Genomic DNA, 13,293 nt, shown 5'->3' on the forward strand with positions numbered 1-13,293 from the left:
GTTATCGATCTGGTCGAATGCACGAGCAGCACCGCCGTAGGTTTTAGCCAGTACGGTGGTGATTGCAGCGGTCAGAGTAGTTTTACCGTGGTCAACGTGGCCGATAGTACCAACGTTAACGTGCGGTTTTGTACGTTCAAATTTTTCTTTAGACACGGCTATATTCCTTACTATAGTGCTCTCCCCTTCAGGAGAGAGCACGGGACTTTGGTATTAACCCTTAGGCTTATTTACCACGGGCTTCAATTACGGCCTGAGCAACGTTACTCGGCGCTTCATCATACTTCAGGAATTCCATGGTGTATGATGCACGACCTTTGGTCAGAGAACGCAGCTGAGTTGCGTATCCGAACATTTCAGACAGCGGTACTTCAGCGTGGATCTTAACGCCAGTAACTTCAGATTCCTGACCTTTGAGCATACCACGACGACGGCTCAAGTCACCGATAACGTCACCGGTGTTCTCTTCTGGAGTTTCTACTTCAACCTTCATGATCGGCTCAAGCAGAACTGGTTTCGCTTTCTTAAAGCCTTCTTTAAAGGCGATAGAAGCAGCCAGTTTAAACGCCAGTTCAGAGGAGTCAACGTCATGGTAAGAACCGAAGTGCAGACGAACACCCATGTCTACTACCGGGTAGCCTGCCAGCGGACCTGCTTTCAGCTGTTCCTGGATACCTTTATCAACGGCCGGGATGTATTCGCCAGGGATTACACCACCTTTAATGTCGTTGATGAACTCGTAGCCTTTCGGGTTTGAACCCGGCTCCAGCGGGTACATGTCGATAACAACATGACCATACTGACCACGACCACCAGACTGTTTCGCGTGTTTACCTTCAACATCGGTAACTTTCTGGCGGATAGTTTCACGGTAAGCAACCTGCGGTTTACCTACGTTCGCTTCAACGTTGAATTCACGCTTCATACGGTCAACGATGATGTCGAGGTGCAGTTCGCCCATACCCGCGATGATGGTCTGGTTAGATTCTTCGTCAGTCCATACACGGAAAGACGGGTCTTCTTTAGCCAGACGGCCCAGAGCCAGACCCATTTTTTCCTGGTCAGCTTTGGTTTTCGGTTCAACTGCGATGGAGATTACCGGCTCAGGGAATTCCATACGTTCCAGAATGATCGGCGCATCCGGGTCACACAGGGTGTCACCAGTGGTTACGTCTTTCAGACCGATTGCAGCAGCGATGTCGCCCGCGCGAACTTCTTTGATCTCTTCACGTTTGTTAGCGTGCATCTGAACGATACGACCGAAACGCTCACGTGCAGCTTTCACGGAGTTCAGTACGGTATCACCAGAGTTAACCACACCGGAGTAAACACGGAAGAAGGTCAGGTTACCAACAAACGGGTCGGTAGCGATTTTGAACGCCAGTGCAGAGAACGGCTCGTCATCACTTGCGTGACGTTCAGCCGGAGTGTCTTTACCGTCGTCCAGGATACCGTTGATCGCAGGTACGTCAACCGGGGATGGCAGGTAATCAATTACCGCATCCAGCATCGCCTGAACACCTTTGTTCTTGAACGCAGAACCACAGGTTACCAGGATGATTTCGTTGTTCAGAACGCGCTGACGCAGAGCACCTTTGATTTCTGCTTCAGTCAGTTCTTCACCACCCAGGTATTTTTCCATCAGCTCTTCAGAAGCTTCAGCTGCGGATTCGATCAGGTACTGGTGCCATTCGTTAGCCAGTTCAACCATGTCTGCCGGGATATCTTCGTATTCGAAGGTTACGCCCTGGTCAGCGTCGTTCCAGTTGATAGCTTTCATTTTCACCAGGTCAACAACACCGGTGAAATGTTCTTCAGCACCAATCGCCAGCTGCAGCGGAACCGGGTTCGCGCCCAGACGGGTTTTGATCTGGTTAACAACTTTCAGGAAGTTCGCACCCATGCGGTCCATTTTGTTAACGAACGCAATGCGCGGAACTTTATATTTGTTTGCCTGACGCCATACGGTTTCAGACTGCGGCTGAACACCACCAACTGCGCAGTAAACCATTACCGCACCATCGAGAACACGCATGGAACGTTCTACTTCGATTGTGAAGTCAACGTGCCCCGGGGTGTCGATGATGTTGATGCGATGCGGCTCATACTGCTTAGCCATACCGGACCAGAATGCAGTAGTTGCAGCGGAAGTGATGGTAATACCACGTTCCTGCTCCTGCTCCATCCAGTCCATGGTTGCAGCGCCGTCATGAACTTCACCGATTTTATGGTTTACACCGGTGTAGAACAGAATACGTTCGGTAGTAGTGGTTTTACCGGCGTCGATGTGCGCACTGATACCGATGTTACGGTAACGTGCGATGGGTGTTGTACGAGCCATTTGTTTCCTCGTTTATCTTTTAGGCGTTCAATTTAAGTAGCCCAAAGCGGGCTGCTTACTGGAAGCGCCCGCCTGGTGACTAAAACTCCGAAGGGATTACCAACGGTAGTGTGCGAACGCCTTGTTGGCTTCGGCCATACGGTGAACGTCTTCACGTTTCTTAACTGCAGTACCTTTGTTTTCTGCAGCATCGGAAAGTTCGTTCGCCAGGCGCAGAGCCATGGATTTATCACCGCGTTTACGAGCAGCTTCAACGATCCAACGCATTGCCAGAGCATTACGACGAACCGGACGGACTTCAACTGGTACCTGATAAGTAGAACCACCAACGCGGCGAGACTTAACTTCTACAGTCGGGCGCACGTTTTCGAGAGCTACTTCGAATGCTTCCAGTTCAGATTTACCAGAGCGCTGAGCCAGGGTCTCCAGCGCGCTGTATACGATAGATTCAGCAGTAGATTTTTTACCATCTACCATCAGGATATTTACAAATTTAGCCAGCAGTTCTGATCCGAACTTCGGATCCGGCAGAATTTTACGCTGACCAATGACGCGACGACGTGGCATGGAAATACTCCGTTGTTAATTCAGGATTGTCCAAAACTCTACGAGTTTAGTTTGACATTTAAGTTAAAACGTTTGGCCTTACTTAACGGAGAACCATTAAGCCTTAGGACGCTTCACGCCATACTTGGAACGAGCCTGCTTACGGTCTTTAACGCCGGAGCAGTCAAGCGCACCACGTACGGTGTGGTAACGAACACCCGGGAGGTCTTTAACACGACCGCCACGGATCAGGATCACGGAGTGCTCCTGCAGGTTGTGACCTTCACCACCGATGTAGGAAGTCACTTCGAAACCGTTAGTCAGACGAACACGGCATACTTTACGCAGTGCGGAGTTCGGTTTTTTAGGGGTGGTAGTATATACACGGGTACATACGCCACGTTTTTGCGGGCATGCTTCCAGCGCAGGCACGTTGCTTTTCGCAACTTTGCGAGCACGTGGTTTGCGTACCAGCTGGTTAACTGTTGCCATTAAATAGCTCCTGGTTTTAGCTTTTGCTTCGTAAACACGTAATAAAACGTCCTCACACAATATGAGGACGCCGAATTTTAGGGCGGTGTCGAAAAGGTGTCAAGAAATATACAACGATCCCGCCGTCACCAGGCCATCTGGCTGGTGTGCTTAACCGTAAGTCTGACGAAATCAGTATAGTCAATTGGGATGATATCGTTCGAAATTTGAGCACTCAAACCGCGGGCAATGAGGTCTTCGTTCAGGGCATAAACCTTAATGGGGGCATTACGCAGACTTTCAAGGTAGCGGTTGCCGTCAACTGCGGCAGTTACGCCATCCTGCAATAACAGCAGTTCGTCGCCCTCACTGAGCAGACGCAGCAGCGCAGGAAAATCTGTCAGCCAGGGTGAGCGATGTAATGTGTGCAGCATGTACGCCTCAAACTCTCAAAATAACATCGTAGTTGCCGAGTTCGCTGCGTAAGGCTTCTGCTTCAAGCGGCGTGGCTTCGACAACAAATGGTGTCTGCGGATCTAACCCGCGCTCGCGCAGAGAAGCCGCACAAACCCAGCACTGTTCAATGTCGTACAGATCCAACAATTTAAAAGTGGCAATGTAATCACGCGCCAGCACCGCATCGGGCTTTTGTCCTGGCAGAAGCTGAAAAACGCCATCGGCGATAAAGAAGACGGCGAGATCGTCAGTTAAAGCGGAAGTTGCCAGTAAAGCATCTAATCCCTCACGACCAGCCGCGGTGCCATGAGGCGCAGTAGAAAAGACAAACGCTATTCGTTTCATCAGAACTGTACCACCCTGTCACAGGTTAGCGAGGCTTCTGCCAGAGCGCCAAGTCCGCTTAAGGTAAATCCCGGCTGAAGGTTCGACGAGGCCAGCCCCAGTCTTCCTGCTTCAGTTTCATCGACGATACCGCGGCGTAACGCTGCCGCTACGCAGATATTCAGCGCCACACCATGTTGCGCGTTCAACTGTTGCCAGCCGCGCACAAAGTCAAATTCGTCACTTGCCGGAGAAGTTAACTGGTTAGCGTTATAGACCCCTTCCCGGTAGAAAAAGACACTACTCAACTCATGGCCTTCTGCTATCAGCGCCTGTGCAAACTGAAAAGCACTACTCGCCTGTTGCGTTCCATATGCAGGCCCGGTCACCACGATGGCAAAACGCATTACTTATCTTGCCCCTGGAAATCACCGCTCTTGAACTGACGGATATAGAGATAAACAGTATGTTTGGAGATGTTGAGACGATCAGCAACCTGGTTGATCGCATCTTTGATATCGAAAATGCCTTTCTCGTAAAGATTCAACACGATTTGACGATTTTTGGCGTTATTAGAAACATTACGATCGGCGTTCACTTCTTCAATGGTGAACTCCAGTGTTTGGGTAACCAGATCTTCAACCGAAGACGCAAAGTTGACACTTGAACCGACGTCCGGGGTTTCTGGCGGCACAAAAGTGCTCATAATCTGCGAGAAGGGAACATCAAGATTCATATTGATGCACAGCAGACCAATTACACGCTGTTCGCGGTTACGAATCGCGATGGTCAGGGACTTCATTAATACGCCGCTTTTGGCGCGAGTAAAGTAGCATTTAGAAACGCTGCTATCCGCTCCCGTCATGTCGTGCAGCATACGCAGTGCCAGATCGGTAATTGGCGAGCCAATCTTCCGGCCTGTATGTTCGCCGTTGGCAATACGAATGGCTGAACATTTTAAATCCTGCAAAGAGTGCAAAACGATTTCACAGTGGGAACCAATGAGCATCGCTAACCCGTCCACCACCGCTTCGTAGGATTTCAGAATATCAAAATCGGTCTGGTCGAAAGGACGTTGATCCAGTAAATCCAACTCACTGGTTTCGTTGGTTAAAAGCGACCTGGACATGAAAAAAAACACTCCTTTTCAGGAGCCTGTCGTTAACTTTTCAGGGCAGGCTCATTAATGATGCGGGTAATTAAATTAATACAGCGGAGGTTCCGCTTTCCAGCACTAATTATATCCGGCCTGCAATAAAAAAACCGCCGCCTGGTCAGGCGGCGGTTTTTAATGCTTATTTTTTAGCAGAATCTGCTGCTTTAGCATCTGCTTCTGGCTTCGTATCAGCCTTCGGTGCTGGTTTCACGTCCAGCAGTTCTACGTCAAATACCAGAGTAGAGTTCGGTGGGATCCCCGGAACGCCCGCTTTGCCGTAAGCCAGCTCTGGTGGAATAACCAGTTTGATCTTACCGCCTTTCTTGATGTTCTTCAGACCTTCAGTCCAGCCAGGGATCACGCCGTCCAGACGAAACGAGAGCGGTTCACCACGGGTGTATGAGTTATCGAACTCTTTACCGTCGATCAGCGTACCTTTGTAGTTCACCACTACAGTATCGCTGTCTTTCGGTGCTTCGCCTTTACCGGCTTCTACTACCTGATAAACCAGGCCAGTTGAAGAGGTTTTTACACCTTTCTCTTTGGCAAATTTCTCGCGGTACTCTTTACCTTTCGCTTCGTTATCAGCAGCATCTTTTTCCATCTTCGCCTGAGCGGAGGACTTCACGCGTGCTTCAAACGCTTGCAGAGTCTGTTCGATCTCTTGATCGGAGAGTTTGCTTTTATCAGCAAATGCATCCTGAACACCCGCGATTAGCTGATCTTTATCCAGTTTGATGCCCAGCTTTTCTTGTTCTTTCAGAGAATTGTCCATGTAACGACCGAGCGAAGCACCCAGCGCGTAAGCTGATTTCTGATCGTCATTTTTGAACGCTGCTTTGCTGTCAGCAGTTGCAGTTGGTTTCGCCGCTTCGGCAGCAAAAGTGATTGGTGCATGCAGGGCAACGGCCATTGTGGTCGCCAGCAGCGTTACTTTAAACAGTGATTTCATCCATATCTCCAGGATCGGGGCATCTCACCCCTGGGTTAACTATTATCAGAAAGGTACTATAAAACGTTGTCGAACAAATCTACATACAGATACGCCCTATTATCATCTATTTTCAGACTCTTTTTGTTTAAATTAGTTTCGATGACTGCGAAATGAGTGCTGTCTCGGGCAGCAAAGTTAAGTAGAATCCGCGGCGACCATTCGACAAAAGAGGTGAATCATGCAGGATTTAACTTTGGAAGCACGCCTGGCAGAACTGGAGAGCCGGCTGGCTTTTCAGGAAATCACCATTGAAGAACTGAACGTCACGGTGACCGCTCATGAAATGGAGATGGCGAAACTGCGCGATCATCTGCGTCTGCTGACCGAGAAGTTAAAAGCCAGCCAGCCGTCGAACATCGCGTCGCAGGCTGAAGAAACGCCACCGCCGCATTATTGAGGCGTAAAAAAAAGCGGGGATTCCCCGCTTTTTTGTCACTTTTTCGGTATTAGTGGCAACCGCAACCGCCGTTACCTTTACCGCCACAGCAGCCTTCGCCACCGTGTTCATGACCGTGATCGTGGCCATGACCGCCGCAGCAACCGTCGTGGTCGTGATCGTGGTGATGATCGTGCGCACCGTGAACGTGACCATGAGCCAGTTCTTCTTCAGTCGCTTCGCGAATCGCCACAACTTCAACGTTGAATTTCAGATTCTGACCAGCCAGCATGTGGTTACCGTCAACCACAACGTGATCGTCTTCAACCGCAGTGATTTCAACCGGTACTGGACCCTGGTCGGTTTCAGCCAGGAAACGCATACCTACCTGCAGTTCATCAACGCCCATAAATACGTCTTTAGGAACGCGCTGCACCAGGTTTTCGTCGTACTGACCGTAAGCGTCGTTCGCGCCAACAGCGACATCAAATTTGTCGCCAACTTCATGACCTTCCAGCGCTGTTTCCAGGCCAGAGATCAGGGAACCGTGACCATGCAGATAGTCCAGCGGCGCACTCACCGGAGACTCATCAACCAACACACCGTCTTCTGTACGTACCTGATAGGCCAGGCTGACCACCAGGTCTTTTGCTACTTTCATGATATCTCCTGAGCATGGGAAGAATAGTGGCGCAGATTGTAGCGGAATTCTGCAGCCGTGTACTCACTAGCTTAAAAAAACTCGGCGCATATCGCTAGTCCGGATGAAAAATCCCGATCACTTGTTCATCTTTGCGAACGTGATCGCGGGCTTCTTTATCGACTTCACGCATCTGGTGTCCACACTTAACACATTCAACAATATCAATATTATTTTCGCGCCACATCGCCATGGAATCTTGCGCCTGACAGGCCGGGCATTTTGCGCCCGCGATAAAACGTTTTCGGATTGCCATCTTTACCCTCTACTCAAATTCATCCCAGCCGTCCAGCTGGCGTCGTTCTTGTTGCATCTCACGCTGGAAAATCTCTTCCAGTTCGCGTCGGGCTTCCCTGGCGCGAGAAATTTGTACGGTATCAGCATGCATCGGGATTAACTCCCGCAGCATTCGCATATCCAGGCGGCGAAAATGCAGTTGCGCCCGCTGCGCCTGATGCGGATGCATGCCAAGCGTGACCAGAGTTTTGCGCCCCAGCTCTAACGCACTGGAGAATGTCTCACGGGAAAACTGCGTCACCCCTGCCTGTAATAACTCATGCGCTTCCACACGTCCGCGTGCTCGCGCAAGAATATGCAAATGCGGGAAGTGTTGCTGGCAAATCTCCACCAGCTTCATGGTGTCTTCCGGCTCGTTACAGGTAATGACAATAGACTCTGCGGCCTCTGCACCCGCAGAACGTAAAAGATCTACCTGCGTGGCGTCGCCGTAATAAACTTTGTAGCCATATTTACGCATCAGGTTAACAGCGCTGATATCCCGCTCCAGCACAGTAATGCGCATTTTATTTGCCATCAGCAAACGACCAATCACCTGACCAAAACGCCCAAAGCCCACGACAATGACCTGCGGTTTATCATCGTTGACCCACGGTTTTTCGTCTTCTTCTTCCGGTCCGTTAAACTGGCGGGATAGCCATTTATCCACCAGCTTCATCAGCAGCGGCGTGGTCATCATGGAAAGCGTCACCGTCACCAGCAACAGCGCCATCTGGTCGCCCTGGAATAAGCGTTGTGAAGAAGCGGTAGAAAAGAGTACAAAGGCAAACTCACCACCCTGACTCAATACACCAGCAAACTGCATTCGCTCTGAGCTACGCACGCCGTACAGTCGCGCCAGTAGATACAGCACGAGAATTTTCACCGCCACCAGCACAACCACGCTTATCACTACCCACAACAGATGGGTATAAAGCACCCCGAGGTTGAGCGACATCCCGACCGAGATAAAAAATAGCCCGAGCAGCAACCCCTTAAACGGATCGATTGCCGTTTCCAGTTCGTGGCGATATTCGCTTTCTGCCAGCAACACGCCAGCAATAAACGTACCGAGCGCCATCGACAGCCCCAGCGCATCCATAAATAACGCAGACCCCAGCACCAGCAGTAACGTCGCGGCGGTGAACACTTCTCGCACACCAGAAGCCGCAATAAAGCGAAATACCGGACGCAGCAAATAGCGTCCACCAATCAACATGCCGACAAACGCCAGCACCTTCATACCGACTTTCATCCAGTCGAAATGTTCGTCAGCCGATCCCGCCAACAACGGCACTAACGCCAGTGCCGGGATCACCGCCAGATCCTGAAACAGTAACACCGAGAAGCCTAACTGGCCGGATTCGCTGCGATTCATCCCTTTTTCGCGCATCAATTGCAACGCCATTGCAGTTGAAGACATCGCAAGGCCAATGCCACCGACCACTGCCGCCTGCCAGGCGAAATCCGTCAGCATCAATAATCCCGCCAGCAACGCCGCGCTTAACAGCACCTGTGCCGCGCCTACGCCAAAAATCGAACGCCGCAGTTGCCAAAGCTTGGAGGGATTCAACTCCAGGCCGATGATAAACATCAGGAATACCACGCCGAGCTCTGAAAAATGGAGGATCTCATCGACGTCGCTAATAAACCCCAGTCCCCACGGGCCAATTGCAATCCCTGCCAGCAAATATCCCAACACAGCACCAATACCCAGCCGCGATGCCAACGGCACCGCAGCCACCGCCGCGAAGAGAAACAGCACTCCTGCGAGTAAAAAATCGGAACCTTCCATCAGCGGCCTCCTGGAGACAGTGGATTTGCCAGCCAGTCACCGTAGGCTCTGGCGTGGCTCGCCAGCTCCTGTGCGCTTTGCCGTCTCGCCCAGTAAATAATGATGGGGCTTAACCAATGCATCCGGCACATGCCCGCCGCCAGTTCAAAGGGGCGCAGAACATCGCTCATCGGGTAGCGATTCAATGCGTCATAACGGTAAGCACTTTCCGGCTCGCCGGTGGTAATCACGCTACGCCAGTACTTTCCCGCCAGTTGGTTTCCCCCCGGCCCGCTGGCAAAACCACGACTTAATACACGGTCCAGCCACTCTTTCAGTAGCGCCGGGCAGCTATAGGTATAAAGAGGATGCTGAAAGACAATCACCTCGTGCTCGCGCAGTAATGCCTGCTCACGGGGGATATCAATAAAAAAATCGGGATAGTGCGCGTAAAGGTCGTGCACGGTAACATTGCTGAGCTGCGTGGCCGGTTTAAGCAGTACCCGGTTTGCCACCGAGTCCTGAGATTCCGGATGGGCATACAGCAGCAAAACTTTCGCTGGCTGAGACATCATCCCCCTCCCGGTATGGTTTTTGTGTATAGTCGCTGTTTTGGGCTACCATTGCGCCCGGTGCGGCAGCTCGCCCATACATTACATTATCATAATGATAAGTTAACATAGTCTGAACATACGGCGCCTTATGATTGTTTTCTCCTCGTTACAAATTCGTCGCGGCGTGCGCGTCCTGCTGGATAATGCCACCGCCACCATCAACCCCGGGCAGAAAGTCGGCCTGGTGGGTAAAAACGGCTGTGGTAAATCTACCCTGCTGGCATTGCTGAAAAATGAAATCAGCGCCGACGGCGGCAGCTACACCTTTCCGGGAAGCTGGCAACTGGCGTGGGTGAATCAGGAAACACCAGCGCTACCGCAAGCGGCGCTGGAATATGTCATTGACGGCGACCGTGAATATCGTCAACTGGAAGCGCAGCTACACGACGCCAACGAACGTAACGACGGGCACGCCATTGCGACCATTCATGGCAAGCTGGATGCTATTGACGCATGGAGTATTCGTTCCCGTGCCGCCAGCCTGCTGCACGGCCTCGGTTTCAGCAATGAACAACTGGAGCGCCCGGTAAGTGATTTCTCCGGTGGCTGGCGTATGCGTCTTAACCTTGCCCAGGCGCTGATTTGCCGTTCAGACTTGCTGCTGCTCGACGAACCGACTAACCACCTCGATCTCGATGCCGTTATCTGGCTGGAAAAATGGTTGAAGAGCTATCAGGGCACGCTGATCCTGATCTCTCACGACCGCGATTTCCTCGATCCGATCGTTGATAAAATTATTCATATCGAACAACAAAGCATGTTCGAGTACACCGGCAACTACAGTTCGTTTGAAGTACAGCGCGCCACCCGTCTGGCGCAGCAACAAGCGATGTATGAAAGCCAGCAGGAACGCGTAGCGCATCTGCAAAGTTATATCGACCGTTTCCGTGCCAAAGCCACCAAAGCGAAGCAGGCCCAGAGCCGCATTAAGATGCTCGAGCGTATGGAGCTGATTGCCCCCGCGCACGTCGACAACCCGTTCCGCTTTAGCTTCCGCGCGCCGGAAAGTCTGCCAAATCCGTTACTGAAGATGGAAAAAGTCAGTGCGGGCTATGGCGATCGCATTATTCTCGACTCGATTAAACTGAATCTGGTCCCCGGCTCGCGCATTGGTCTGTTAGGCCGCAACGGCGCGGGTAAATCGACATTAATCAAACTGTTAGCCGGTGAACTTGCGCCAGTCAGTGGTGAAATTGGTCTGGCGAAAGGGATCAAGCTCGGTTACTTCGCCCAGCATCAACTGGAATACCTGCGCGCCGACGAATCGCCTATTCAACATCTGGCACGTTTAGCGCCGCAGGAGCTGGAGCAAAAACTGCGTGACTACCTGGGCGGTTTTGGTTTCCAGGGCGATAAAGTGACGGAAGAGACGCGCCGTTTCTCCGGTGGTGAAAAAGCCCGCCTGGTGCTGGCATTAATTGTCTGGCAGCGCCCGAATCTGCTGCTGCTCGACGAACCGACCAACCACCTTGACCTCGACATGCGTCAGGCACTGACTGAAGCGTTGATCGAGTTTGAAGGCGCGCTGGTTGTCGTCTCGCACGACCGTCATTTGCTGCGTTCCACCACTGACGATCTCTATCTGGTTCACGATCGTAAAGTCGAACCGTTCGACGGCGATCTGGAAGATTATCAACAGTGGTTGAGCGACGTACAAAAGCAGGAAAACCAGGCCGACGAAGCGCCAAAAGAGAACGCGAACAGCGCCCAGGCGCGTAAAGATCAGAAGCGTCGGGAAGCGGAGCTGCGTGCGCAAACCCAGCCGCTACGTAAAGAGATCGCCCGTCTGGAAAAAGAGATGGAGAAGCTGAACGCGCAACTGGCGCAGGCGGAAGAAAAATTGGGCGACAGCGAACTGTACGACCAGAACCGTAAAGCGGAACTGACCGCCTGCCTGCAACAACAAGCGAGCGCTAAATCCGGGCTGGAAGAGTGCGAAATGGCATGGCTGGAGGCCCAGGAGCAGCTTGAGCAGATGCTGCAGGAAGGCCAAAGCAACTGATGGCGCAGATAACGACGACCGATGCCAATGAATTCAGCAGCAGTGCTGAATTCATCCCTATGCGCGGTTTCAGCAATTGCCATCTACAAACCATGCTGCCGCGTCTGTTTCGTCGTCAGGTGAAATTCACTCCGCACTGGCAGCGGCTGGAGTTGCCCGACGGCGATTTTGTTGATCTCGCGTGGAGTGAAGATCCCACACAAGCGCAGCATAAACCGCGTCTGGTGGTGTTTCATGGTCTGGAAGGCAGTCTCAATAGCCCTTACGCCCACGGCTTGGTTGATGCGGCGAAAAAGCGCGGCTGGCTGGGTGTGGTGATGCATTTTCGCGGATGCAGCGGTGAACCTAATCGCATGCACCGCATTTACCATTCGGGCGAAACCGAAGACGCCAGTTGGTTTTTACGCTGGCTGCAACGTGAGTTTGGTCATGCGCCAACGGCGGCCGTCGGCTATTCGCTCGGCGGTAATATGCTGGCTTGCCTGCTGGCCAAAGAAGGTAATGATGTCCCGATTGATGCGGCGGTGATTGTCTCCGCGCCGTTTGTGCTGGAAGCCTGTAGTTACCATATGGAAAAGGGCTTTTCCCGCGTTTATCAGCGTTATTTGCTGAACCTGCTAAAAGCCAATGCGGCGCGCAAGCTGGCGGCCTACCCCGGTACGCTACCGATTAATCTCGCGCAGTTAAAATCGGTACGTCGCATCCGTGAATTTGACGATCTGATCACCGCCAGAATTCACGGCTACGCCGACGCTATCGACTATTATCGTCAGTGTAGCGCCATGCCGATGCTGAACCGGATCGCCAAACCGACGCTGATTATTCACGCCAAAGACGATCCGTTTATGGATCACCAGGTGATCCCGAAACCGGAAAATCTTCCTCCGCAAGTAGAGTATCAACTGACCGAACATGGGGGTCATGTTGGTTTTATTGGCGGTACATTACTTCACCCGCAAATGTGGCTGGAGTCACGCATTCCTGACTGGTTAACAACGTATCTGGAGGCGAAATCATGTTGATTCCCTGGCAAGACATCTCCCCTGAAACGCTGGAAAATTTAATTGAAAGCTTTGTGTTACGTGAAGGCACCGATTATGGTGAACAAGAGCGTACGCTTGAACAGAAAGTCGCCGACGTCAAACGCCAGCTACAGTGCGGAGAAGCGGTACTGGTCTGGTCGGAACTGCACGAGACGGTCAATATCATGCCGCGCAGTCAGTTTCGCGAATAACCTGCAACCGTCGGCGGACGAAATAATAA

At 51.8% G+C, this 13,293-nt stretch carries 17 protein-coding genes; 4 read left to right on the plus strand and 13 right to left on the minus strand.

Translation table 11 applies throughout. From position 1 onward, the window contains the following. The 9 genes from FEK50_RS13785 to fkpA form a co-directional block, all read right to left on the minus strand. The coding region (locus FEK50_RS13785) for a GTP-binding protein (RefSeq protein ID WP_072103173.1) at positions 1–156 on the minus strand (156 nt) is incomplete at its 3' end. A 70-nt stretch (positions 157–226) separates the two neighbouring features. Then, positions 227–2,341, minus strand: coding sequence for an elongation factor G (gene fusA / locus FEK50_RS13790; RefSeq protein WP_130208915.1), 2,115 nt, complete (start codon positions 2,339–2,341; stop codon positions 227–229). A 96-nt stretch (positions 2,342–2,437) separates the two neighbouring features. After that, positions 2,438–2,908 carry a 30S ribosomal protein S7 gene (gene rpsG / locus FEK50_RS13795; protein WP_001138043.1) on the minus strand — a complete coding sequence of 157 codons (471 nt, stop codon included), beginning with the start codon at positions 2,906–2,908 and terminating at the stop codon, positions 2,438–2,440. Between the two features lie 96 nt (positions 2,909–3,004). Next, the gene (rpsL, locus tag FEK50_RS13800) at positions 3,005–3,379 is read right to left on the minus strand and encodes a 30S ribosomal protein S12 (RefSeq protein WP_000246815.1); all 375 of its coding nucleotides are present in this window, start codon (positions 3,377–3,379) and stop codon (positions 3,005–3,007) included. 125 nt (positions 3,380–3,504) lie between these two features. Next, positions 3,505–3,792 (minus strand): sulfurtransferase complex subunit TusB, encoded by a 288-nt coding sequence (tusB, locus tag FEK50_RS13805; RefSeq protein WP_130261004.1) that lies wholly within the window; start codon positions 3,790–3,792, stop codon positions 3,505–3,507. Positions 3,793–3,799: 7 nt separating this feature from the next. Next, entirely contained in the window at positions 3,800–4,159 is a 360-nt protein-coding gene (tusC, locus tag FEK50_RS13810) for a sulfurtransferase complex subunit TusC (protein WP_131161821.1), read from the minus strand. Then, on the minus strand, positions 4,159–4,545 hold the full coding sequence (tusD, locus tag FEK50_RS13815; RefSeq protein WP_131161822.1) for a sulfurtransferase complex subunit TusD: 387 nt from the start codon (positions 4,543–4,545) through the stop codon (positions 4,159–4,161). Before tusD ends, tusC begins: the two co-directional genes overlap by 1 nt. Next, a complete protein-coding gene (locus FEK50_RS13820; protein WP_000091466.1) occupies positions 4,545–5,267 on the minus strand; it encodes a transcriptional regulator in 723 nt (240 codons plus the stop codon). Before FEK50_RS13820 ends, tusD begins: the two co-directional genes overlap by 1 nt. A 166-nt stretch (positions 5,268–5,433) precedes the next feature. Beyond that, positions 5,434–6,246, minus strand: coding sequence for an FKBP-type peptidyl-prolyl cis-trans isomerase (gene fkpA / locus FEK50_RS13825; RefSeq protein ID WP_130208921.1), 813 nt, complete (start codon positions 6,244–6,246; stop codon positions 5,434–5,436). Positions 6,247–6,466: 220 nt separating this feature from the next. Between fkpA and FEK50_RS13830 the strand changes: the two genes are divergently transcribed. Continuing rightward, positions 6,467–6,685 (plus strand): protein SlyX, encoded by a 219-nt coding sequence (locus FEK50_RS13830; RefSeq protein WP_064527535.1) that lies wholly within the window; start codon positions 6,467–6,469, stop codon positions 6,683–6,685. Positions 6,686–6,734: 49 nt separating this feature from the next. Here the strand turns inward: FEK50_RS13830 and slyD are convergent, their stop codons facing one another. The 4 genes from slyD to kefG form a co-directional block, all read right to left on the minus strand. Then, a complete protein-coding gene (slyD, locus tag FEK50_RS13835; protein ID WP_000861334.1) occupies positions 6,735–7,325 on the minus strand; it encodes a peptidylprolyl isomerase in 591 nt (196 codons plus the stop codon). A 94-nt stretch (positions 7,326–7,419) separates the two neighbouring features. After that, positions 7,420–7,620 (minus strand): YheV family putative zinc ribbon protein, encoded by a 201-nt coding sequence (locus FEK50_RS13840; protein WP_001007734.1) that lies wholly within the window; start codon positions 7,618–7,620, stop codon positions 7,420–7,422. Positions 7,621–7,629: 9 nt separating this feature from the next. Beyond that, positions 7,630–9,435, minus strand: coding sequence for a glutathione-regulated potassium-efflux system protein KefB (kefB, locus tag FEK50_RS13845; protein ID WP_000399147.1), 1,806 nt, complete (start codon positions 9,433–9,435; stop codon positions 7,630–7,632). Further along, the gene (kefG, locus tag FEK50_RS13850) at positions 9,435–9,986 is read right to left on the minus strand and encodes a glutathione-regulated potassium-efflux system ancillary protein KefG (protein WP_001297514.1); all 552 of its coding nucleotides are present in this window, start codon (positions 9,984–9,986) and stop codon (positions 9,435–9,437) included. Before kefG ends, kefB begins: the two co-directional genes overlap by 1 nt. 130 nt (positions 9,987–10,116) lie before the next feature. Here kefG and FEK50_RS13855 point away from each other — a divergent pair, with 130 nt between their 5' ends. Genes FEK50_RS13855 through FEK50_RS13865 form a run of 3 tightly spaced genes read left to right on the plus strand, consistent with a single transcriptional unit; the run spans position 10,117 to position 13,264 of the window. Continuing rightward, a complete protein-coding gene (locus FEK50_RS13855) occupies positions 10,117–12,030 on the plus strand; it encodes an ABC transporter ATP-binding protein (RefSeq protein WP_131161823.1) in 1,914 nt (637 codons plus the stop codon). Continuing rightward, entirely contained in the window at positions 12,030–13,052 is a 1,023-nt protein-coding gene (locus FEK50_RS13860) for a hydrolase (RefSeq protein WP_131161824.1), read from the plus strand. Before FEK50_RS13855 ends, FEK50_RS13860 begins: the two co-directional genes overlap by 1 nt. Further along, positions 13,046–13,264, plus strand: coding sequence for a YheU family protein (locus FEK50_RS13865; protein WP_064527543.1), 219 nt, complete (start codon positions 13,046–13,048; stop codon positions 13,262–13,264). Before FEK50_RS13860 ends, FEK50_RS13865 begins: the two co-directional genes overlap by 7 nt. Positions 13,265–13,293 lie beyond the last annotated feature (29 nt).

The sequence above is a fragment of the Escherichia sp. E2586 genome (assembly GCF_005781105.1).
GTDB lineage: Bacteria > Pseudomonadota > Gammaproteobacteria > Enterobacterales > Enterobacteriaceae > Escherichia.